We start from the raw sequence: 24,321 nt of genomic DNA, 5'->3' as shown, positions 1-24,321 counted from the left end.
CAGGGAGAGATGACCGCCCCAACTAGACATGATTTAGATTACTTTGTTAATTTGCAGCTCGTTCTTCATCGCTAAGTAGCTTATATTCAATGGAATCAATCAGGGCAATCAGACTGGCTTCGATAATATCGGTGGAAACCCCGACGTTGGTCCAGATGTCCACGCCATCAGAGCTTTCAATCAGCACCCGAACCTTGGAGGCAGTGGCAGATTTGGAATCAATAACCCGGACCTTAAAGTCGGTCAGGCGGACCTCGCTGATTTTGGGATAGAAGACTTCCAGGGCTTTTCTGAGGGCCTTATCCAGGGCATTGACCGGACCATCCCCTTCAGCCGCATTGATTTCCGATTGACCGTCGACGTTGATTTTAACCACCGCTGAGGAACTGAGGGCTTCTTTGGTATGCGTTTGTTCACCAATGGTTTTGAAATCTTCCAGGGTGAAAAATGGCTTGTGCATCCCCAGCTCTTTGCGGATCAGCAGTTTGACGCTGCTTTCGGCCCCTTCAAACTGATAGCCCTGGTATTCCAGCTCTTTGATGCGATCCATCACCCGGGTGGTTTCGTCGGACTTCTTGGTCAGGCTCGGGTCAACCTCGTTGATCAGCTGGATAATGGTGCTACGGCCGGAAACTTCGGACATCAGAATCCGCCGTTCGTTGCCGACTGCTTCCGGTGAGACATGCTCAAAAGAAGCCGGATTTTTCATAACGGCGTCGATATGCATGCCACCCTTGTGGGCAAAGGCTGATTTACCGACAAAGGGTTCCCGCCCGGTCAGGGCATAATTGGAAATTTCGGCAATCCGAATCGCTGAAGACGTCAGTTTTTGAAGTTCCGCATCAGCCAGACACTGAAAACCCATTTTTAGCTGGAGATTGGGGATAATGGTGGCCAGATTGGCATTGCCGCAACGTTCGCCATAGCCCAGGAAGGTTCCCTGAACCTGACGGGCACCAGCGTGAACGGCCATCAGTGAGTTGGCCACCGCCAGCCCACTGTCGTTATGGCAATGAATCCCCAGGGGAATCCGACATTTCTGGCGGACGTCAGTGACAATTTTCTCAATTTCATAGGGCAGGGTACCGCCATTGGTGTCACAGAGGGCCAGACAATCGGCGCCCCCTTCCTGGGCCGCCAGCAGGGCTTCAATAGCGTAATTTGGGTCGTTTTTGTAACCGTCAAAGAAATGCTCAGCATCAAAGGTGACATCTTTTCCTTGAGCTTTTAAATAGGCCATTGTTTCTTCGATCATTTTCAGATTTTCGGCCAGGGTCGTTTTGATGATATCAGTAATGTGAAAGGTCCAGCTTTTGCCAAAAATAGCTACCCCCGGGGTTTCTGTTTCCAGAATCGCTTTGAGATTGGCATCATCCTCAACGGCAATGCCCCCCCGGCGGGTGCTGCCAAAAGCCACTAACTTAGCATGGTTTAGGCGGATCCCTTTGATGCGATTAAAAAACTCAATATCTTTGGGGTTGGAACCGGGGTTTCCGGCTTCAATGTAATCAATTCCCATTTTATCCAGGGTTTCAACCACCCGGATTTTGTCTTCTACCGAGAAAGATATTCCTTCGGCCTGGGCCCCATCTCTGAGGGTTGAATCAAAGACTAATATTTTTTCTGACATTCCCATTTCCCCCTTATCACGGTTTTGAACTTACTTGTTCCTGGGTTTCTGTGCTTTGACTGTCTTTTATGTAAAGCATCTGGTTTACGGCGTCAACATAGGCTTTCAGGCTGGCATCGATAATGTCGGTACTGAGTCCCCGGCCATGGTAGACATGGGTGCCGTCGGATATTTTTACCTGGGCTTCACCCTGGGCATCGGTGCCATCGGTAACAGCGGTCACCCCATAATCAATCAGGGTCAGTTCACAGTCAACCAATTCACTGATGGCTTTAAACCCGGCGCTGATCGGTCCATCGGCCAGCGATACCGCTTCGATCAGATCACCATTTTTCCGTAAGCGGATGGTGGCAGCGGTGGAAATGGTATTCCCGGTGCTGATAACAAAGCGATCCAGGGAATAAACCTCGGGAATGGCCAATTGTTTTTGTTCGACCAAGGCCAGAATATCTTTATCAGTTATAACTTTTTTCTTATCCGCCAGAACCTTGAACTGATTGAATAAATCCAGTACTTCTTCATCACTTAAGGTATAACCCAGCGAGGTCAGTTTATCAACAAATGCATGCTTGCCAGAGTGTTTACCCAGCACCATTTTGTTTTCTTTTAAGCCAATCGATTCCGGCGTCATGATTTCATAGGTTTCTTTATTGGCCATCATCCCATGCTGATGAATACCGGATTCATGGGCAAAGGCATTTTCGCCGACGATGGCTTTATTGGGCTGGACGCGAACCCCTGTCAACTTGGATAACAAGCGACTGGAACGATAAATCTGTGTGGTGTCGATATTGGTATCCACCTGGTAAACGTCATAGCGGGTTTTCAGGGCCATGACAATTTCTTCCAGGGCGGCGTTGCCGGCCCGTTCGCCGATGCCATTAACGGTACATTCCACCTGACCGGCCCCGGCCTGAATGGCCGCCAGGGAGTTGGCCACTCCCAGCCCCAGATCGTTATGAACATGAACCGAAATGGTGGCCTTGTCGATGTTGGGGACGTTGTTGCGGATGCCCTCGATGAATTTAAAGTATTCACCAGGGGTGGTATAACCCACCGTATCAGGGACATTGACAATGGTAACCCCCTGATTGATTACCCCTTCCAGCACCTGGTATAAGAATTCCGGTCGGGTCCGGGAGGCATCTTCGGCAGAGAATTCCACCTCGCCACACAGGTTGCGGGCAAATTTGGCCATGGCAATGGCTTTTTCCAGCACCGCGTCCGGGGACATCCGCAGTTTGTATTCCATGTGAATATCCGAGGTTGCCAGAAAATAATGAATCCGGGGGTTGACCGCCCCTTTTAAGGCTTCGTAGGCGGTAGTAATGTCTTTTTCGGTACTGCGGGCCAGACTGGCCACCGTGGCATTTTTAATCTCATTGGCAACCAGTTGAACCGATTCAAAATCACCAGGAGATGCAATGGCAAACCCGGCTTCAATGACGTCAATTTTCAGACGTTCGAGCTGTTTCGCCATCTCTAATTTTTCTTTCAGGTTCATACTGCAACCCGGTGACTGTTCCCCATCTCGAAGGGTGGTATCAAATATTTTCACTATTCTGCTCATTGCATCTCCTCCTAATTATTTTGTTTTTTTGTTATAAAAAAAGGCAGAAGGACTTCTGCCTTTGAGGTTGTCGATAAACTACCGTACCGACCAATTGTTAATCTGTTGTTCGCTACGGAATCGGACAGGCTACGCCGTGTCCGCTCCGATGCGTACAACATGATGTAACAATTGTCGGTACTGGGTTATCCTTTTTGTGTCTGTTATTTTTTAATCCAGGACATCATGGTTCGTAATTCTGCGCCAACTTTTTCTACCTGAGTTTCTGTTTCAATTCGTCTTACAGCGTTGAAGTATGGGCGGTTGGCCTGGTTTTCAAGGATCCAGTTACGGGCAAAGGTACCATCCTGAATGTCATTAAGAACACCCTTCATGGCTTTTTTAGTTTCTTCAGTGATAATTTTGCTGCCCGTGATGTAATCACCATATTCAGCGGTATCACTGATGGAATAACGCATGTAGCCCAGTCCACCCTGGACAACTAAATCGATGATCAGTTTCATTTCATGAACACATTCAAAATAGGCGCTTTCTGGTTGGTATCCGGCTTCAACTAAAGTTTCAAAACCAGCTTTCATTAAAGCAGTAACCCCACCACAAAGAACCGCTTGTTCACCGAAAAGATCGGTTTCGGTTTCTTCTTTGAAGGTTGTTTCCAGAATACCAGCCCGGCCGCCGCCGATTCCGGATGCATAAGCCAGACCCAGATCATGGGTATTGCCGGATGGATCCTGGTAAACAGCAATCAGACAGGGAACCCCACGGCCTTCCTGATATTGACTTCTAACGGTGTGTCCTGGTCCCTTTGGTGCGATCATGAAAACATTAACGTCAGCTGGGGGAATAATCTGGCCATAATGAATATTAAAACCATGGGCAAAAACCAGACTGTTGCCTGCTTCAAGGTTTGGTAAAATGCTTTCTTTGTAGATTGCTGCCTGTTTTTCATCAGGAAGCAGAATCATGATAATATCCGCAGCCTTGGTGGCATCAGCGGCAGTCATAACTTTTAAGCCGGCTTCTTCAGCAATCGCCCAGGATTTGCTGCCTTCATAAAGACCAACAATGACATTGACCCCTGATTCTTTCAGGTTCAGGGCATGAGCATGACCCTGACTTCCGTATCCAATAATTGCAACTGTTTTTCCATCGAGTAACCCCAGATTACAATCCGCATCGTAAAATAATTTTGCCATTTTTTAAATTTCCTCCTTGAAATGCTTCAATAATTTAATTTTCTAATTATATAAATTCACTTGATGTGACCATTATATACTCACGTTAGTTGTGTAAACTAAAAAAATCCGCCTCTGTATAACAACAGAGGCGGATATCAGTATCCACGGTACCACTCTAAATTTAAAATAGCTTTACAACTATTTCCTCTTCTGGTCTGAACGCAAGGCGAACCTAACCATAGTCATTTAACGTTGACATCCCGGACGGGATCACGGCCTTCCCTACTAATTGGGTAAATGTTCAGGTTGGCAGCTCGCAAGTGAGTATTACATACCATTGTACTATTGGAATTACACCATCCTCCAACTCTCTTAAATACAATTATCGGTATCTTTCTCTTGGTCATAGCAGTTGTTTTATTTGATTATTATTTTACTTACTTTAAGTATTTGAGTCATTATATCGATTTATTCTGCCTTTGTCAATCACAAAATATCAGAGAAATCATGATATCGGTTTCTAGTTTAAACCATCGTAAAGCCAAGGCTTAAACCTCGGTGATCTCATATTTCTTATTGCCCAGCCCCAGCTTGACAGCGTGATCAACACAGACCTGCCAGTTGGTTTCGGGGTGAACCAGGGTAAAGACATCAAGATTGGCGAGATCCTCGGCTTCACTTTCGATAATCCGCTCCTCGGCACAGCTGCCCCGGAGAATCCGGGCCTTATTACAGGCATCGGCGCAGGCCATATCCAGGGCCACCGGATCGACGGAGGCAAAAATGCCAACATCCTGAATAATCGGTAGATCGTTTTCGACATGACAATCACAGTTGGGAGAAACATCAATGACAAAGCTGATGTGGAAATGCGGACGGCCATCCAACACCGCCTTGGTATATTCAGCAATTTTTTTATTGAGGACATCATTGCTTTCATCATATTTGGGCGAAATGGCATCAAAGGGACAGACCCCAATACAGCGGCCGCAGCCAACGCAGAGCTCATCCTTGATCCGGGCTTTGCCATCCTCAACCCGATAGGAAATGGCCCCAAAGGCACAGATTTTGCCACACATCTTGCAGCTGCGGCATTTCTTTTCTTTGACAAAGGGTTTGCTGTTGGAATGCATTTCCATCTTGCCCCGCCTGGAACCGCAGCCCATCCCGATGTTCTTCAGGACGCCGCCGAAGCCGGTGTTTTCGTGGCCTTTGAAATGGGTCATTGAGATAAAGACATCGGCGTCCATAATCGCCCGGCCGATTTTAGCACTGGTGACACATTCGCCGCCAGTCAGCGGAACCTCAATATCATCGGTACCCTTGAGACCATCGCCGATAATAACATGACAACCAGTCGTGAAGGGATTATAACCATTTTCGTAGGCGGCATCGAGGTGTTCCAGGGCGTCCTTGCGCCGCCCCACGTATAAGGTGTTGCAATCAGTCAGGAAGGGTTTGCCGCCTTTTTCCTTAACCATATCGACAATCACCTTGGAATAGTTGGGCCTTAAATAGGCCAGATTTCCCGGTTCACCGAGATGGATCTTAATGGCTGCGAATTTGTTTTCAAAATCGATCTCACTCATCCCGGCGGCAGTAACCAGTTTTTCCAGCTTTTTTAAAATATTATTGGAACCCGTTGTCCGTAAGGTCGTAAAATACACCTTTGATTTGCTACTCATCTTCATTTCTCCTTTGTTTGAAAAAATCTTTCAGTATTTCTTCACATTCTTGTTCACAGATACCCGGGTAGATTGCCATCTGTTTGGGGAGCATCGGGTGTTGGCCCAGCCGGGCCGTCGATTCGACCCCGCCAAATTTCTTTTCGGCAGCACCATAAACCAGCACCGGAATCCGGGCTTGAATAATGGCCCCCATACACATCACACAGGGTTCGGCGGTAACATAGAGCTGACAGTCGTCCAGCCGCCAGCGCCCCAGTTTTTCGGCCCCGGACCGGATCACCAGCATTTCGGCATGGGCAGTTGGGTCGGCCAGACTTTCTTTCTGGTTATGGGCCCGGACCAGGATCTTGCCATCGCAAACCAGCACTGCCCCGATGGGAACCTCGCCTTTTTCGGCCCCGGCTTTGGCGGTCTCGATGGCCAGGGCCATCAGCTCCTGAAAGCTGTATTTTTTGTCGATAGATGGCACCTCCCTTCATTGAACATCAAAGCAATTCGGTAATTTACACCGAAAAACTCGATTGCTTTGATGTCTGTTTTCATAAACAATTTTGTAACGTGTAGGCGAACAGGCCACAGCCTGTAGGCCGAACAGTGTGAAAATTTTTTGATGTAAACAGGCAGCAAAGCTCCGCACACTTTAGTAATTACCTGCCTAAAACAAGTCCCCAGCCCCATTGTCCATAGCCGGTACGGGGATTATTGGCCGACTGCTTTTGGCCCAGTTGCACTGGCTGCGGATTGGGTACCGGTTGCGGGGCGGTTCCGGCGGTTACATTAGGTGTGTTAATAGCTGCCATAAAACGGTCGTTACCAGCGTTCTGCAGATAGTTGATAAAGGCTTCGTCACAGGCTGAATACTCATTGATGATGGCTGCCGCCTGTAAGCCCGGGTAGTCTTTGCTGGTGGCCAGATAATTATTGCAGGCAAGGGTGTAGGTGCGATTGGGGTCCAAATCCACTCCACCGACCTTGGCCGAATACACCCGTTGGCCCGCTGGTTTCGTTAAATCATAGGCGGCGGTGATGCCACTCCATTGAAGATAGCTGCCGCTGTTGCCGGGCCAGGAATTGTCATTTTTGTCTTTGGCAATCTGGTTGTTAACACCGATTTCGATGCTGGTTTCCAGCATCTTTTTGATGTCTGCTCCGGTCACCTGCTTGGTCACCAGATAATTACCAAAGGGTAGGACGTCGATCACCTGACCTTTGGTGATCTCCCCGGCTGGAATCTGGGCCCGGATTCCCCCGGCATTTTCCACAGCAATTTCAGCACCGGTAACAAAGCGATAGCTATCAGATAAGGCTCGACCGAGATTCAACTCACCCAGCCGGACATCCTGCCAGATATCCTCAGTGGCACCGCCCAGTTTAACCGGGGTATTGCCAACCACCTGTTTTTTGATGGGATCTTCCCGAGCTTCAATCGCTACTGTTAAGGCTGTTACCGTTGGGTCAGCGGGAATCAACTCATCGGTTGCCTGAGCAACGGTCGTCAGGTTTTCGGTTTTACTCACAACCGTATAGGTAACTTCCGTCGCATCAAGTTGAATCTCTGGCGTCGGCGACTCGATACGTTCTTCATCTGAAACTTGGATTCCTTCGACGTCGGTTTCATCACTCTCACTTGCTTCCCATCCAGCTTCCGCTGGGATTTCTTCTGACACTTCCAGTTCAGGTAGTTCTGCCGTGATTTCGTCATCCGCTGCGGTTTCGCTGGCTGCTACTGTTTCGGTTGGTGCTACTTCCCAATTCTCCGCTTCCGGAACTTCGATCCGGCCCGCCAGCGCCACTGCTTTTTTCAGTGTCAATTCAACCTCACCCACGGCACTGGAGTAGCAGCCAGTCTGAACAATCAGGGTGCCGTTGACTTCGCGGTTTTCGACATCATGGGTATGACCATCAACAATCACATCGATTCCCGGGGCGCCCTCGGCGATGGCATCACTGCGCATTAAGGTGCCATTATCCGAATCACCGATATGGGTCAGGGCAACAATCACATCGCAGTTCTGGGCTTCCAGCGCCGCCACCGATTGCTGAGCGGCGACCAGCACCGATTCCCGGGTACCAAAGGTCAACCCCGCCACATTGGCCGGGGCCGTATCGGAGTAAATATCCGGGCTGATCAATCCAAAGACACCAATTCGGATGACTTCACCATCCACAACAATGTCTTTAATTAGATAATCGTCACTAAAAAAGGGCTTGCCGGATTCGCTATAGGTCACATTGTTGCCTAAAATTTTAGTATTGGCCATGGTGCTCAGCTCCAGTAACCGGGCGCTGCCATAATTAAAATCGTGATTGCCGGGTGCAAGGGCATCAAAACCCACCGCTGCCATCAGTTCGGCAATCGAACCGCCGGTTTCGATGGTGGCAAAGGACTGGCCATGAAAAATATCCCCGGCATCCACCACCAGATCGGGCTTTTCCTGATTGATGATGGTTTTAAGCTTGGCATAACCGATGGTGTTGTTTTTAACACTGTAACTATAACGGGAATGGGTGTCATTAGTATGAATGATCTTAAGGGTGATGGTCTGATCGTCGTTGACGGTGGCGGCAAAGGCGGTGGTGCCAAAACAGCCAGTAACCATCATTAACACCAATACCCAACCAAGAACTTTGTTAATCTTCTTCATCACAACTCCTTTTTGGCTTTCTGGTATTTTATACCCATTATATATTTTTTCTACGGGATCGCAAAGTAATAAAACCGATTTACTAAATAAAAAAACTGCTCCGGGGAGTAAACCCAAAACAGTTTTTTTGCAAATTTAAAATTTATGTACCAAGACTTATTGCAGCGCCGGTTTTCCGGTATACCGCAACAACGCCTTACAAATGGCGACTGTGAGTATTCCCGCTACAATCGCTTCCGGCAAACCATTGATGGCGATAACCGAAAGGATGACACCGTATAAGGTGGACACGGCCACATTTTTGGCTTCAGCATAGCTCTGTCCGAAAAACAGATAAATAAAATTCATCACCAGTAGAGTATTAGTCAGCGATCCGGCTACCCCGGCAAAGCCCAGCGCCAAGACATCGTTGTTTTTTATCTTTTTCATGCCTGTGTAGACATAATGAGGAACCACACCAACCAGAATTCTGGGAACAAAACAGATCACCAGACTCCAGAAGTTACCGGAATAGGTTCCCAGCGAATAAAAGGGAGTGAACACAAAGGACGTCACCGTCGGGTTAAAGGTATTATTGATCAGGCTGGTCAGTCCAAAAACAAATCCCAGAAAAGCACCATAAAACGGCCCCAGCATAATGCTGCCAATAATGACGGGAATATGAATGATGGTCGCCCGGGTGAATCCCAGCGGGATATAACCAAGAAATGGGGTAACTGCCAACAAAACGATAATCGCCACAAAAAAGGATAACTTGACCAAATCCTTGGTCTTGATATTTTTCATTTTTACCTCCTGCTATCGTTCCAGTCAAGCCGGATACAATGCATCTATATTTTAACGTCTTTTTTATTTATTTTCAATAAAAATTTACTTTGATCCTGGATTTACTTCTGGCCCCCGGGTTTGGTATAATGATTATGAAAATTAATGAAAACAGTTGGAAAAGGAAAGCCGATGAAAAATCTATTAAAAAATAAAACCGTTGTTCTGGGTATTACCGGAAGCATCGCCGCTTATAAAATGGCCAATGTGGCCAGCAGTCTGGCCAAAATGGGCTGCGATGTTCAAGTCATCATGACCAAAAACGCCCAGGAATTTATCGCCCCCCTGGTCTTTGAAAGTTTAACCGGTAATAAGTGTATTGTGGACACCTTTGACCGCAATATCCGTTATGATGTGGCCCATATCAGTCTGGCCAAACGGGCCGATCTTTTTATGGTGGCACCCGCTTCAGCCAATGTCATTGGAAAAATCAATGCCGGGATTGCTGACGATATGCTCACCACAACTATCATGGCCTGCCACTGTCCCAAGCTGATTGCCCCAGCCATGAATACCGCCATGTACGAAAACCCGATTGTTCAAAATAATCTGAACAGTCTTAAAAAACTGGGTTATCAGATCATCGATCCGGCGGTCGGGATGCTGGCCTGTAAAGATGTCGGCGCTGGCAAACTCCCCGATGAAGAGCTGCTGATCAACCACATTCTCCGGGAAATTGCCTTTTTTCATGATCTCAAAGGCAAAAACATCTTAATCACGGCCGGTCCCACCTGTGAAGCCATCGATCCGGTTCGTTACATCACCAATCATTCCAGCGGAAAAATGGGTTATGCCCTGGCCCAAGCGGCGATGCTGCGAGGTGCCAATGTGACCCTGATCACCGGCAAAACCGCCATCACACCTCCGGCCTTTGTCAATGTTGTTCCGGTTGTTTCCGCCAGTGACATGTGTTCCCAGGTGATGGATCATTTTGAAACCACCGATATTGTCATTAAGGCTGCTGCCGTTGCTGATTTCAAACCCAGCGACGTGGCCACGGAAAAGATCAAAAAACGCGATGGAAAGGCAGTCATTCATCTGACGCCGACGATTGATATTTTAAAAACTATTGGTGAAAAGAAACGTCCCAACCAATTTATCTGCGGTTTTTCGATGGAAACTGAAAATATGATTGAAAATACCAAGGAAAAGCTTTATTTCAAAAATGTGAATATGATGGTGGCCAATAATTTAAAGGAAAAAGGTGCCGGGTTTAATACCACCACCAACCGGGTGACGATTATCACCCTGGAAAAAACCGAAGCCCTGCCACTTTTGTCTAAGGATGCGGTTGCCCACCGGATTCTTGATGCCATCCAGGACGAACTGTAATGACCATTACCCAGCTCAGTCATGTGGCCATGGAAATGGGGGTGATCCTTCTTTCCAATGGTGCTGAAACCTACCGGGTGGAGGAATCGATGCATCGGATCAGTATTGCCCTGGGCGCCAAAGAAGCAGAAATTTTTGTTGTGCCCACCACCATCATACTCTCGGTTACCCTGGAGGGGGAGGTTCCCCTGACCCGAACCCAACGAATTCATTCCCGTAAAATTGATTTGACCAAGGTCTCAGAAATTAATCATTTATCCCGTCAGATCTGCTATGAACCCACCAACTACAAAGACCTGATCGCAGAAATCCGGCGTATCGATACCATCCCTTCTTATCCTTATTATCTTCATGTCCTGGCTTTCGCCTTTATTTCCCAGATGTTCACGCTCTTTTTTGGCGGCAGCCTGGTCGATAGCGGAATCGGATTTTTGATTGGTATTGGCATTAAACTGCAAATGGACATTATGGGACGCTTTGAAGCCAATGTTTTTTTTACCAATATTGTTGGCGGGCTCATTGCCTCCACGGTTGCGGTTACCGCCACCGGACTGGGTCTGACCACCAATATGAACACCATTATTATCGGTTCGATTATGACCCTGGTACCCGGGCTGGCGATCACCAATTCGATCCGGGACATTATTGCCGGGGACTATCTCTCCGGACTGACCAAAGGCATTGAAGCACTGCTGATCGGCGCCGCCATTGCTGCCGGGGTCGCCGTTCCATTAAGTTTGTTACGACCATTCTGGGGAGGTTGAAAATGAATTATATCACACCCTGTCTATATGCCTTTGGAGCCTCCCTGGCCTTTGCCATCGTCTTTAATATTCCCCGCAACAAGCTGCTGCTTTCGGCTCTGGGAGGGCTGCTGGGCCAACTGGTTTATGTCGTTTGTCAGCTGGTCATCAGCAATGATGTCATTCTCTATCTGCTGGCTACCATTGCCATCTCCCTTTATGCTGAGGTGCTGGCCCGGTTGACCAAATCGCCGACCACCATTTATCTGGCGGTAGCCCTGATTCCACTGGTTCCCGGTGGCGGCATTTACTATACGATGCTCTATTTTATCAACGGCGAAATGGATCTTGGCATCACCACCGGGGTACACACCCTGCTGATTTCGGGTGCCCTGGCCGTGGGGATCATTATGATTTCTTCAACGGTCAACCTGGTTCGAAAGGTGATGCTGCGCGGTTCTTCAAAAATAGGAAAGAAGCGAAAACATGGCAAAAACGCTTAGACGATCGTTTATCTTTGTTGTCCTGACCGGCTTGATTGTTTTACTGTGGGTAAATTTACTGCCCCACACCGAGGATAATACTAAATTGGCTAATTACACCACCCTTGTTTCGGAACCGCTGATTCCAGTCGACCCGCTTTCCCGGGAAGCGCTTAATTGTCGGGCCTTTATCGACGATCACCTGACCTCACCATATGGCGGTATTTACACCAATTATCAGAGCACTGCCCAAACCGGGGACTTATCAGCTGGTCATGAAGTACTTTCTGAATCGATGGGACTGTTATTGGAATATGCCCGCTTAACTGGCGATCAAAAACTATTTAACGACACTGCCAACTATATTAAAAATTATCTGATGGTTGATGATATCTTATTGTGGCGGATTGTCGAAAACAGCAATCCGATCACCGATGTTTCGGCCACCATTGATGATCTGCGGATTTACCAAACCCTGGCCCTGTCCAAAAACCAATGGCCTCATAATGATGCTGCCGCAGAAATTTTTAAAACTCTGGAAAATCAATTGCCCTTAAAGGGATTTCAGTCCGGCTACCTGGTTAATTATTACAGCAGTGCCAGCCCCACCCAGGATAAAACCGTGGAGGTGGCCTATATCAATCTCTCGGCCATCCAGATGCTGGCGGCGGCCAAGCCTGAAATGACCCCGGCTGTCACCATCAATCAAGAAATTCTACTGGGCAGCTTTATTGGCGAAAGCTTGCCGCTTTATCATAAAAGCTATGATCCGTTTAAAAAAAAATACAGCGATGCTGATGGAAAAATAAACATTCTCGACAGCCTGATGGCGATGCTGAATCTGGCTCAAGCCGGGATTTATTCGCAACAGTCTGTCGAATGGCTGGAAGAGCGCACCGCCAGTGGAACCCTTTACTCCTATTACGATCCCCAAACTGGAGCCGCCCTGGACGCTCAGGAATCGTCGGCCGCCTACGGTCTTACCGCCCAGATTGGCGCCGCCCTGGGGAATGAATTTTTAACCGGCAACGCCCTGAGCCAGTTAAAAAAGCATCAGAACAGCGATCCCCTCAGTCCCTTATACGGCGGTTTCGGCTACAACAATAACGCCTATTCCTACGACAACCTCCAGGCTCTGCTGGGTCTGGTTTATAACAAGTGATCGCTTCGACGATATGACAAACATGATGAGAGGGAGTAAAATGAAAAAAATTAAAGTCATGCTTCTTTTTGGAACCCGGCCGGAGGCCATCAAAATGGCGCCTCTGGTGATTGCCTTAAAAAAAGATCCCCGTTTTCAGACCCTGGTCACCCTGACAGCCCAGCACCGGGAAATGCTGGATCAGGTGCTGGCACTTTTTGCGATCACCGCCGATTATGATTTGAATCTGATGAAGCCCGGACAAACCCTTTGTTATCTCACTGCCAGTATTCTCAATGAACTGAAACCAATTCTCGAGGCTGAATCCCCGGATATGATTCTGGTTCATGGCGATACCACCACGGCCTTTGCCGCTGCCCTGTCGGCTTTTTATGAACAAATCTCGATTGGCCATGTCGAAGCTGGTTTGCGAACCAAAAATAAATACTCCCCCTACCCGGAGGAAATGAACCGGACCCTGATCAGTCAGCTGGGGGATCTGCATTTTTCGCCCACTGTTGGCAATCGGGATAATCTGATCTGCGAAGACATTCCCGAAAACCGGATCGTCATTACCGGGAATACGGTCATTGATGCCTTATTAATGACCGTCAAGGACAACTACCAGTTTGTCAACCCGATCCTTAACGCCATTGACTATGACACACGCCGGGTCATCTTATTGACTTCTCATCGCCGGGAAAATATCGGTGCCCCGATGGTAGAGATTTTTTCTGCCATCCGGGAACTGGTGCTGGCTAATCCGGATGTGGAAGTGGTCTTTCCGATGCACCCCAATCCGCTGATTGCCGAAACAGCCCTGCCATTATTAGCTGATCTTGACCGGGTTCATATTCTTACCCCGCTGGACTATGAGGAAATGTCCAACCTGATGGGCCGGGCCTACCTGGTGCTCACCGATTCCGGCGGCATTCAGGAGGAAGCTCCGGCTCTGGGAAAGCCAGTGGTGGTACTGCGTAAGGAAACCGAACGCCCGGAAGCCGTCGCCGCCGGAACCGTTGTCATGGGCGGCGTGGTGAAAGCCGATATCATCCGGATCACCCAGCATCTGCTGGATGACCCTCTGGCTTACCAGACCATGGCCCAGGCGGTCAACCCCTATGGCGACGGCAGGGCCGCCTTGCGCATCTGTCAGGCCATTGCGGCTTATTTTAAAAAATAATAAAAAGACCAGCTATTGTGACGCAATAACTGGTCTTTTGAGTTCCCGGGTATTAGCCCCTTAGCCGACATCGTATTCCATTTCTTTTCGGGCCTTTTCAATAAATTCCAGCGGCGAAACCATCTCGCCATTCTTACAATTATCACAATGAAAGACCCCGATTTTTAAATCAATTTCTACCTCGTAGGGAGCCGTAATGGTATAAAACTCTTCGGTTTTCATATGATCTCTGATCCGCTTTTCAACAATTCTGGTTCCGGCGGTATCGGTAATCAAAAACAGACCAAAGATGATATCCTCTTTTTCAATCAGGTACAAGGTATCCTCTGCCCGGAGACTGCGATGCAAAACCTCAGTCATCTGACGGATAAACAACGGCAGCCGTTCTTCACCCAAAATTCGTTTGATCTCTTTATAGTGCCGAAATTTGATCATCATCAGGGATAACTCGATCTGTCCCCGCTTTGACATCCCAATAAAAATTTTGGCATCGCTGACCAGGGTCCGAAAGTTTCGCAGGCCGGTGTCCGGATCCACCGTCGATAAGCTGACATTTTCATCTTCAAGTTCATTAACCCGATTCTGTAGTGCCTGATTTCTGCTGGTCATCAAGCTGACGACATAGGTGTACAGGGGCAACAGCACAATCCAGAAATAGGAGGAGGCGGTCAGCGGCTCACCGTTTACCAGCACCAGAAAAATCGTATAGGATATATAGAAAAAGATCACCACGCCGTTGGTCACCAGACCCAGGGTGATATTGCTGAAATAAGTAATTAAGATCACCAGAAAGGTCACATTCAACATTACCAGGTTTTGAACATAATGGTCAGCATCCTGGGCGGTAAAGGTAATGGTGACGAAGGTCAGTACCAGAAAAAATACAATCCCCAGATCAGATAATACATGATCGCGATTTTTCATTTTCGCCAACCTCCCTTCTTAAGCTCAATGCCGTTCTTCCTTACCACCATAATCAGACCTGCTGCCAGCAGAATAATAACCATAATGCTGACCAGCAGAAAAATCTGGGCTTCCTGGTTTACCGAAATTTGCTGTACCACCGCAATGGTGGGATTTTTCGGCGCTTTAAAGCGATAACTCTGGACATTGCCATTGGTATCGGCTAACGCAGCATCCCCCGATAATCGCCCCAGGTTTTTCATTTCGCCCAGATTATTGCCAATCGCCACCAGACCGGTCTGATTCGGGGCCACCACCATCAGGCTGGCCCGACCGGGTTTGCTGTATAGGGAAGTCAACAGCTGGGCCGACCCCAGGGTTTTGCCGTAAGTTGGGTCGATGACCAGTTTCTCATTGGACAAGAAGGTGGTGCCATCTTCGCTGAACTTAAAATATAGTTTGTCATTATTACTCTTAATAAAACTGTTGTTCTCGTAGGTTCCCACCGCAATAATATTAGAATAGAGTGCTATTTCATTCATTTCGTCAGGGTAAAGAACCGTTAACTCCCCGGTATTTCCCCTGGTATAACGACCCATCACCCGGAACATTTTGGCCAGCAGGTTGGCGGTTTCACCATCCAGCTGATCGGGCACCACCAAACTGACCGCATTATAACTGTAATCAGTCACAAAGGGGGCTGGATAATTTTCAAAAATCAGATCCTGACTGGTCACGGAGTTAATTTTTAACATTGTGTTTGGCGTGAGGTAGGCCCAGGGCATGTCCCCCTGCCGCAAGCTGCACCACAGCTCTTTTATTTCCAGATCAAAGGTTACCTTGACCTGGAAGGAACTACCAATATCAATGTCGATGGGAATCGGGATGGTGGCCTCATCGCCGCCCGCCTTACTCTGAGAGAGTTTTCTGCTGCCGACGGGAACATCATTGATAGATACCGTCATCAGCGACCGGTCAAAGTCGAGATTTTCTGAATAGCGGTAATTCAGGTAAAATTCACTGGCATTGGTCAGGCTTCGGTTGGCCGGGTAATTGATGGTAAACTCCTTGACCTGATGAAAGGCTCCATTGTAATAGCTTCCTTCTGAACCGGCAAAACTGATATAGGTTTCCGCTTCATAGACTTCGGTTTTAATATCTTCGGTTTTTCCCAGCAATTTTACCGGCGCCTGCAACTGGTTCATCAAGGCCGGGTTTCCCAACATCCGACCGGCATTGATCAGGGCCACGTCGTTTTTGGCAGTAATGATCAGGGTATTAATTCCTGACCCTTCATTAAGCAAAACCAGCACAGCATTCTCATCATCGATACCGTTCTGGTCAGCCTGGTTCCGGTAGTTTTCCGGTAACTGATCATACCGGGCAATGATGATCCGATTCCGGGAAAGATTCCCAGCGGGATCACTGAGAGTCAAAATCGGAAAATAACCGTCAGTATAAATCGTCTGGTTGGAGATCCCGGAAACGCCCAGGAGCGCCGCATTCAGCTCCGCCGGACTATCTGAATCCGAAATGATAAAGGCCGATTCTCCATAGCGCAAAGCATCCACCTCAAAAAAACGATTATAGAAGGAGGCAATACTGGTGGTAAAAGCGTTTTTATCAAATCGTACCGAAACGGTTGATTCCTTGAAAAGATCCAACCAGTTGGCTTCGCTGACATCATCCACACAGGGCAGGGCATTCTGGGTTCGCATATAGCCATCAATCCGGATATTATTGTAACCTTGCTGGAGCAACTCCAGCGGTACATAAATATCAATGCCATGCCGGTTGCCGGAATTATCAGCCGGCCGTAATGAATAAAAATATGTCCCATTAATGGCCACCGTCAGACTGGATAGCTGGGTGTCTGCCAATTGGGTGGCCCGGTATTCCAGATGCAAAAGGACGGTTTCCACATCCCAGTCTTTGGCAATCCAGAAGGTTTGTTCGGCGGTCGAAAACAAACCCTTCATCGATTGATCCGAAAAACTGGTGACAAAGGTCTGGGGTTCGGTCCGTAGATCAGACTGGGGCACCCCACCAAAGTTGGCCGCACTGGCCGGCTCAATCAATAGCCCCAACAGCAAAACCAGCAAAACTATTGTAATCGTCGATCGTTTCATTTTCTCCTCCTATTATATCGTTGATAGGCGTTTGCAAAACTGCCGTCAGCTTTGCGCCCAGTTTCGCACGAAACAATTTTTACACTGTACGGCGGACAGTTCTCTGAACTGTTCGCCTACACGTTACAAAATTGTTTGTGGAAACTGCACCCAAAGCAACCATTGCTCGGTGCTTTTTCATTTCGCAATTACCTATATCATTGATTACTATTTCAGCCCTGGAAGCGCTCGGTTTTATACCATTTGCTGTCCTGCTTTTTAATCCGGTCTTTAAAATACTGATAGACCCCATACACCGTTACGATGATCCACATCTGACAATAGGTAAAATACATCAGGGCGATGATAAAGAAATTGGCGACACTCATCTCGCCTTTCTCCGTTGTCAGGGCAATAAATACCCCCAAAACAAACATCACGAAAGCGGTAAACCAGAGCAGGTTGCTAAATCCCTGGATGGAAGTGGAAACCAGCCCGGCCATATTCATAAAAAAGATAATATCCGACACCACCAGTGCCGTTAAAAGCAAAAAGTAAGTGGATAGGAAATAAAAAATATCAAAGCGGATTTTTCTGGCCTCTTTATCAACCAGATAACCAATATTTTTTATCAGCACATAAACATTGCCCTTGACCCAACGGGTTCGCTGTCTAAACCAGACCCCCATGGTTTGGGGTTCCTGTTCCCAGGTCACCGCCTTGGGCTGGAATTTAATTTTATAGCCCATTAAATAGATCCGAAAGCTGATTTCGGTGTCTTCTGCCACCGCCTTTTCGTCCCATCCACCGATTGCCTCGATGATGGTTCGACGCAGAATAAAATTGGTTCCCGGAATCGTGCACAGCTTCATCAGCTGCCACCGCCCGGCCTGGGCCATCCACTGAAAAGAGAGGGTTTCAATATTGATAAAGCGGGTCAGCAGATTGACCTCCTTATTCCGGGTGCGGAATTTTCCAATCACAGCCCCCAGCGAATCGTCGGCCTTAAGTTCAGCGGCAAGATATCTCAGAGCCTTGTGTTCCGGGGTATTGTCGGCATCATAAATGGCGATAAACTCGCCTTTAGCCTGCTGATAACCGATATTCAGGGCATTGGATTTGCCCTTGCCACCGGTAATATTATCAGTGTTGATAACAACCAGATTGCGACCGGGGTTATCGTCCTGGATTTCTTTGAGTAGCTCAGCACTGTTATCGGATGAGTTATCATTGATCACAATAATCTCGTAGCGATCCTCGGGATAATCAAAGGCCAACAGTGCTGCCACCGTTTTGACGATCACCACCCCTTCATTATGGGCTGGTACCATAATCGAAACAAAGGGGTACTCCCCGGATATTTCTGGCGGTTTCTGCTGCTCCACCTTAAGATAGTAAACATATCCGGCCACAATCAGGACAATGTTAACAAACAGGAGACTCCAGATTAAAAAGATATTGATCACCATTATATAATCAAATACGTTCATGGGGTGTTGCCCTCCTTTTTATCATTTTGATTAACTGGCTGATCGTCTTGCTCCTGATCCACCACTTTTCGAAATTTGTTGAGATAGACCCGACGGCTGAAAACCACAATGATGATAAAAACCACGATAATAATCCCCACCACTGTCAGTAAAAAGGCGTTGCCTGCGGTAAAAATTTTTTCCAGACTGTATTCCGGCGGTTTCTGGTATGCGTAATCATCACTGATGGGTTCCTCGTCATATGTCAGTGAAACCGGAAGGCCATTGACCCAAATCCCTGCCGGGCCACTAATGACGGTATTCTGTCCGATGGTCCACTGATTGTCCAGCTGCCGATAGTTCGTCAGAGAAAGCCATTTTTGATTGATGGTATTCAGCTGTGCAGTCAGCACGTCCTTATTTTCCGGTAGCGCCATGACAATGGTGGTATTGATGGGGTAGTTGCCAAAATTACGATTCTGACTACTGCTATTTATTACGGTTTCAAGTGTCACTGCCATACTGGCTGAATTCAGGGCCCAGCTTGCTTTTGGCCCCGGCGCAGCGATGCTGGTATCCGACATAATTATCCCTGATGAAAATAAATTGAGGGGATTAACCGCATCGACTGCATCAAAAAACAAACTTTCGTCAGTTACCAGTCCCAAGGGATACACCCCATTTTCCACCATCTTCGCAATAACCGTATACATTTTTTCCGATAGCACCGTGCTGCTATCGGACACCGTCGCCGGACTGGGGCGGTGAATCAAGATGGTTCCATTTCTTGACTGTACATAGCGGAGCACCTGATAAAATCGGGCCATCGCCGGATAATCGATATTATCATCTAACGGTGCCACCCCAAGCGTAAATGGGATGCCATTGGCGTAAAAAGCATCAGCTGTTTCAATCACCATGTTCAGATCCGAAAAAGGATAGATATCCGGAATCAACAGGGTCATATGGACTGAGTTAATTCGTCCAAACCAGTCTTGCAGCAGTTCTCCCAATCCCAGGGTAAACCCCGGCTGGCCGATAAAGGTCGGAACATAGGTCAGCTGGCCGCTGGTTTTGGCAAACGGATAGCTTGCTGTTCCAACTCCGATGGTGACTTCGCCAGAATCCGGTGTGGCATCAATCACCTGCAACTCATCGATCCAGATACTGTTGATGGCCAAGCCATTGAGGTTCACCGAAACGGTTCGGCCCAGCTGACGATTGACGGGAAAACCCGCCAGCCCGGGAACCAATTCCGGTGCTGCAAAACCAATATAAATCATTGCTCCGGAATAGTTCTGACAATCCGCAATAAGGGCCGGATTATTGATGGTGTTTTGGGTATTTTTCAGGACAATCACTTTTTGATAAGCCAACAGCCGCCCGCCAGGGTAATCGTCCATCGACACGATTTCGGCCGTTTGCGACAGCGAACTCAGCAGGGTTTCCACCTCACTGAGATTATTGCGATAAACCGTGTCCACCGCCAACTGATCATAAATCAACAGCACATCCTGGGGACTGTTGACGATAGCTTCCTGGTTGACAACTTCAGTGGCTGCGATCAGTGACATCGGCAAAATTATTAAAAATACGATGATAAAGCTCATAATGCGCCGTTTCATAATCGATATCCCCGCTGTTCCCGCTGTTTTTGCTTATTCTTGTTGCGATTTAAAAACGCCTGTTTTCGGGCCTCCCAATCCACCTTACGTAATTGTTTTTCAATCCAATGGATAAATTTACCCAAAATAATAAATGAAATCAGATCAAAGGTCAGCGAAAATATGAATAAATGCCCCAGCGTATCCGCATCGCCCGAAGTGATAATGGCCACATATAATTCCCAGAGTCCGATAAACAGCCAGGTCATCAGGCCGACAAAGCGCAGGGTATTGCGCTCATTTTTTTCAATGATACCTTTCCTAAAAAAGCGGACATAGACACCAATAATCACCCCCATCCAGATGATAATAAAACCGAAATTTCCTGGTAGGTAATTGGCTTTAAGAAAACTCCAGAGGGTAAAAAAACTGGTTTGGGCACCGGGGGCATAACCCTGGGTTATTTCGTAATTTCCCAGCCAGGCTGGCCGGATATTAAAACTGCTGTCCACCGAACGATTAAGCATTTCATACAATTGACCGGGATTGGCCAGATAATAAATGGCCACGCCAGTAGGGTTTACCTTACTAAAAAAGGCACTCTCCATTTCCTGGCTGTCCATGGTTTCCGGAGCGATCGCCTGATAATATGAGGTGCCGGTGAGCACTGCATATTGGGGATTGATTGAAAATTCTTTCAGGGCCTGCTCCGGGTTTTCAGCCGTCATCAATACCCCCCGGGTCATACTGTGGTAGGCACTAAGATTTGTCAGTCCATTGGGCATTACAAAAAAAGCTGTCAGTGAACACAGCATCAAAAGGCTGCCACCAACAACACAGATCCGGATATAATATTTATCGGCACTGACGTATTTAAGACTGATCCCCAGAATTCCCAGAAACAATCCCAGTAGAGCATATTGCTGATTCAAGAGACAAAGCAGCAATCCACTTAAAAAAAAGCAGCCGATTAAGAGATAATCATTCAGCTTTTTCTGGCCCATCAGAATCAGCGACGTTCCCAGAATCATCACCAGAAAAAAACTGAGGGCCTGGGGGTAAAATGAATTAATCCAGGCGGTGTAGGCAGTATCGCCAAAGATGATTACTCCCAACCCAACAATGACATAGGACCACCTGGCCCGTTTGCCATAAGTGACCGTTTCAAATAAAAAATACATTGCGATCAAATAAAAAATCGCGATCACAGCACCGTAAAAACGCATATCGAACAGCCCATCCCAGGTATAAGCCCGATCCAGATTTCTGGCGGCATTGAGAAAAGGTGTCTGTGAAGTAATCTGGCCATTGTCAGAATCGTTGTAATATTCCATGATGCCCCAATTTTTTTGAAAATAAGCCATCGCTTCTTTCGGGGTCAGTTCTCCCAAATTATAAAGGTCACTGCCTGTTATAATCGCCGCAGTGCTACCATCATCGCCCATTCCAATAACCGGCGGCAAAAATAAAACCACGAAAAGCAACCCACATAAAACAAGCACTCCCAGGGTCGAGGGCTTAGTAAAATACTTTAAAAGCCCTACCCGAATCTTTGGCGTGTTTTGCTTTAGTGGCTCTTCTAAATGAAGGGTATTGACGTCTGGCTCTTTCTTCATGCTACATTTCCCCTTAATCATTAAGCATGCCATTCTTGGCAGGTAGTCCGATCCATGTATCCAGTAAAACCTGGTTTAGCGATAATTTATCGCCAGATTAATTGTGTCATTCTTTTTAGATCACTTTTTTATCCCATCAGATGTAATTCAATAATTACATGATTTATTACCCGATTGATGCGTGTATATTCAGCATGTTTAAGATCGGATAAAAATGAACCTCTGATGCCATCAATCAGAGGTTCACCTAATCGGTATAAATTAATTTAAAAAACCATCAATAATTTTCGCTTCTGCTTCCCCTTCGGTTAGGCCTAAAGTCATCAGCTTAATCATCTGATCACCAGCAATTTTGCCAATAGCAGCCTCATGAATCAGGGTCGCATCCAGACTATTGGCGGTAATTTCCGGTACTGCTCGAACCACACCATGATCCATAATGATTGCATCACACTCGGAATGACCCATGCAACGGGTGTTGCCATTAATTTTTGACAAAAATGTCTGTGTCGAATAATCCCGGGCGACGGAACGGGAAATCAGATTAACACTAGAATCTTCACCATCCATATCCACTTCAAACTTGGACTCAGCAAATTGCTCGCCATGGGTCATCAGTTTTTCTTTAATCACCAGCTTGGCCCCATCTTTAAGTTTGGCGGTGGTAAAGCGGCGGGTGGAATCAACCCCTTTGATCTGGGTTGTTTCCATTTCCATGTAACTGCCTTCTTCCTGAATCACCTCAGTGACCGGATCAATAACCCGTTTTCCTGTACCGGTTCCTTCGCCAATGTGTTTTTCAACATAGCGGACTTTCGAATTTTTTCCCAGAAAGAACCGATGAATCCCGTTATGCTCCGAGCCATCACAGCTATCCCCAGTGCTGACGCCACAACCGGCAATAATGGTGATATCAGCGTTTTCACCAATAAAGAAATCATTATAAACCAGGTCATGAACCCCGCTACAGGATACCAGGGCCGGGATAAAGACGTTTTCGGATTTGGTGTCGGGCTTGACAATAATATCAATGCCGGATTTATCTTCTTTGCTGACAATCTCTATGTTTTCGCTGGACTGCCTAGCCACACTTTTGCTGTTTTCCCGGATATTATAAGCACCTTTGGGCATTTCATCCAAGCCGCTGACTTCTTTTAATAATTTTTTTGCAATGTCGTTCATTACTTATGCCTCCAATATATCATGACAATTTAAACAGTTTTTGGGATCTTCACAATGCAAAAGCTCCGGCAGCACACTTTCTTTCGCACCGCGCTTGACAATGGCACCGTCAACCATGGCGATGATTTCATCGGCTACATCTAAAATACGCTCCTGATGGGAGATGATGACAATCGAGTTTTCCTGACTCTGATGCATTTTTAGAAAAATATCTATAAGGTGATTAAAACTCCATAAATCAATACCGGCTTCTGGCTCATCAAAAATTGACAATTTGGTATTGCGGGCAATGATGGTGGCAATTTCAATTCGTTTGATTTCCCCACCGGATAAGCCATCATTGAGCTCCCGATGGATATAATCCTTGGCGCAGAGACCAACCTCTGACAGATAATGGCTGGCATCCATCACCGATAGCTCCTCACCCTTAGCAATGTTGATCAAATCATGAACGGTGATCCCTTTAAAACGCACCGGCTGTTGAAAACCAAAGCTGATCCCTCTTTGGGCCCGTTCTGTGATCGACAAATCGGTTATATCTTCACCGTAAAAAGTAATTTTACCTTTGGTGGGCTTTAATACGCCAGAAATAATTCGAGCCAGCGTTGATTTGCCCCCACCATTTGGTCCAGTGATGGCGATAAACTTACCTTTTTCGATGGTTAAATTAACATCCCTTAAAATTTCTTTTTCATTTTCAACTTCAAATGAAATGTTTTCGAGTTTTAACATGATTTCTCCTCATCTGTTCTTTTCAAAGTTTTATTACTGTTTCCATTATACCAAATTTTTCCCGGATTGTAATCCCGGCCACTTAGGATAATTCCATTTTCTCAGCTTTACTATTTTATCACTTTTCTCATTTCTTGAAACTGATTTCATGGGGTAAATTTTTACTGTCGCCAGGGTAGCTATAATTTACCTATACCTATGGTTTTGTTACTGTTATTTGTCTCTGGAAGCCTCAAATGGTCATTGCTTTTGCATCATTGTTTGATTATAATGAAGATACTACGATTTTT

At 46.9% G+C, this 24,321-nt stretch carries 19 protein-coding genes; 5 read left to right on the top strand and 14 right to left on the bottom strand.

The window, feature by feature from the left end; translation table 11 throughout:
• Positions 1–46: 46 nt before the first annotated feature.
• From cimA to ACWI_RS06185, 7 genes are all read right to left on the bottom strand, one after another.
• The gene (gene cimA / locus ACWI_RS06215) at positions 47–1,630 is read right to left on the bottom strand and encodes a citramalate synthase (RefSeq protein ID WP_070370562.1); all 1,584 of its coding nucleotides are present in this window, start codon (positions 1,628–1,630) and stop codon (positions 47–49) included.
• A 16-nt stretch (positions 1,631–1,646) separates the two neighbouring features.
• Positions 1,647–3,200 (bottom strand): 2-isopropylmalate synthase, encoded by a 1,554-nt coding sequence (locus ACWI_RS06210; protein ID WP_070370561.1) that lies wholly within the window; start codon positions 3,198–3,200, stop codon positions 1,647–1,649.
• Positions 3,201–3,403: 203 nt separating this feature from the next.
• Complete coding sequence (gene ilvC, locus ACWI_RS06205) at positions 3,404–4,396, bottom strand: ketol-acid reductoisomerase (protein ID WP_070370560.1); 993 nt, start codon at positions 4,394–4,396, stop codon at positions 3,404–3,406.
• Positions 4,397–4,926: 530 nt separating this feature from the next.
• Positions 4,927–6,063 carry a DUF362 domain-containing protein gene (locus ACWI_RS06200; protein WP_070370559.1) on the bottom strand — a complete coding sequence of 379 codons (1,137 nt, stop codon included), beginning with the start codon at positions 6,061–6,063 and terminating at the stop codon, positions 4,927–4,929.
• Positions 6,056–6,535, bottom strand: coding sequence for a nucleoside deaminase (locus tag ACWI_RS06195; protein WP_228882886.1), 480 nt, complete (start codon positions 6,533–6,535; stop codon positions 6,056–6,058). Before ACWI_RS06195 ends, ACWI_RS06200 begins: the two co-directional genes overlap by 8 nt.
• Before the next feature lie 178 nt (positions 6,536–6,713).
• Positions 6,714–8,711, bottom strand: coding sequence for a bifunctional metallophosphatase/5'-nucleotidase (locus ACWI_RS06190; RefSeq protein WP_070370558.1), 1,998 nt, complete (start codon positions 8,709–8,711; stop codon positions 6,714–6,716).
• 156 nt (positions 8,712–8,867) lie between these two features.
• Positions 8,868–9,497 (bottom strand): ECF transporter S component, encoded by a 630-nt coding sequence (locus ACWI_RS06185; RefSeq protein ID WP_070370557.1) that lies wholly within the window; start codon positions 9,495–9,497, stop codon positions 8,868–8,870.
• A 171-nt stretch (positions 9,498–9,668) separates the two neighbouring features.
• On the opposite strand from ACWI_RS06185, the gene coaBC reads away from it, so the two are divergent.
• Genes coaBC through wecB form a run of 5 tightly spaced genes read left to right on the top strand, consistent with a single transcriptional unit; the run spans position 9,669 to position 14,417 of the window.
• Complete coding sequence (coaBC, locus tag ACWI_RS06180) at positions 9,669–10,868, top strand: bifunctional phosphopantothenoylcysteine decarboxylase/phosphopantothenate--cysteine ligase CoaBC (RefSeq protein WP_070370599.1); 1,200 nt, start codon at positions 9,669–9,671, stop codon at positions 10,866–10,868.
• A complete protein-coding gene (locus tag ACWI_RS06175; RefSeq protein ID WP_070370556.1) occupies positions 10,868–11,632 on the top strand; it encodes a threonine/serine exporter family protein in 765 nt (254 codons plus the stop codon). The genes coaBC and ACWI_RS06175 overlap by 1 nt, the downstream gene beginning before the upstream one ends.
• Positions 11,633–11,634: 2 nt before the next feature.
• Positions 11,635–12,114 (top strand): threonine/serine exporter family protein, encoded by a 480-nt coding sequence (locus tag ACWI_RS06170; RefSeq protein WP_070370555.1) that lies wholly within the window; start codon positions 11,635–11,637, stop codon positions 12,112–12,114.
• Positions 12,098–13,255, top strand: a complete 1,158-nt coding sequence (locus ACWI_RS06165) for a hypothetical protein (protein ID WP_070370554.1) — start codon at positions 12,098–12,100, stop codon at positions 13,253–13,255. The genes ACWI_RS06170 and ACWI_RS06165 overlap by 17 nt, the downstream gene beginning before the upstream one ends.
• A gap of 40 nt (positions 13,256–13,295) precedes the next feature.
• Positions 13,296–14,417: a non-hydrolyzing UDP-N-acetylglucosamine 2-epimerase gene (gene wecB / locus ACWI_RS06160; protein WP_070370553.1), complete on the top strand. Its 1,122-nt coding sequence runs from the start codon at positions 13,296–13,298 to the stop codon at positions 14,415–14,417.
• Between the two features lie 60 nt (positions 14,418–14,477).
• On the opposite strand, the gene ACWI_RS06155 is transcribed toward wecB, so the two are convergent.
• The 7 genes from ACWI_RS06155 to ACWI_RS06125 form a co-directional block, all read right to left on the bottom strand.
• Positions 14,478–15,341, bottom strand: a complete 864-nt coding sequence (locus tag ACWI_RS06155; protein WP_070370552.1) for a diguanylate cyclase domain-containing protein — start codon at positions 15,339–15,341, stop codon at positions 14,478–14,480.
• A complete protein-coding gene (locus ACWI_RS06150) occupies positions 15,338–17,449 on the bottom strand; it encodes a cellulose biosynthesis cyclic di-GMP-binding regulatory protein BcsB (protein ID WP_070370551.1) in 2,112 nt (703 codons plus the stop codon). Before ACWI_RS06150 ends, ACWI_RS06155 begins: the two co-directional genes overlap by 4 nt.
• A gap of 212 nt (positions 17,450–17,661) precedes the next feature.
• Complete coding sequence (locus ACWI_RS06145) at positions 17,662–18,918, bottom strand: glycosyltransferase family 2 protein (RefSeq protein WP_070370550.1); 1,257 nt, start codon at positions 18,916–18,918, stop codon at positions 17,662–17,664.
• Positions 18,915–20,522, bottom strand: a complete 1,608-nt coding sequence (locus ACWI_RS06140; protein WP_070370549.1) for a DUF2334 domain-containing protein — start codon at positions 20,520–20,522, stop codon at positions 18,915–18,917. The genes ACWI_RS06145 and ACWI_RS06140 overlap by 4 nt, the downstream gene beginning before the upstream one ends.
• On the bottom strand, positions 20,519–22,117 hold the full coding sequence (gene wsfD / locus ACWI_RS06135) for a glycan biosynthesis hexose transferase WsfD (RefSeq protein WP_070370548.1): 1,599 nt from the start codon (positions 22,115–22,117) through the stop codon (positions 20,519–20,521). The genes ACWI_RS06140 and wsfD overlap by 4 nt, the downstream gene beginning before the upstream one ends.
• Before the next feature lie 261 nt (positions 22,118–22,378).
• A complete protein-coding gene (locus tag ACWI_RS06130) occupies positions 22,379–23,299 on the bottom strand; it encodes a SufB/SufD family protein (RefSeq protein WP_070370547.1) in 921 nt (306 codons plus the stop codon).
• A 3-nt stretch (positions 23,300–23,302) separates the two neighbouring features.
• Positions 23,303–24,031 (bottom strand): ABC transporter ATP-binding protein, encoded by a 729-nt coding sequence (locus ACWI_RS06125; protein WP_070370546.1) that lies wholly within the window; start codon positions 24,029–24,031, stop codon positions 23,303–23,305.
• Positions 24,032–24,321 lie beyond the last annotated feature (290 nt).

The sequence above is a fragment of the Acetobacterium wieringae genome (genome assembly GCF_001766835.1).
GTDB classification, from domain to species: Bacteria; Bacillota; Clostridia; order Eubacteriales; family Eubacteriaceae; genus Acetobacterium; species Acetobacterium wieringae.
This window is presented reverse-complemented; position numbering and strand designations above follow the sequence as displayed.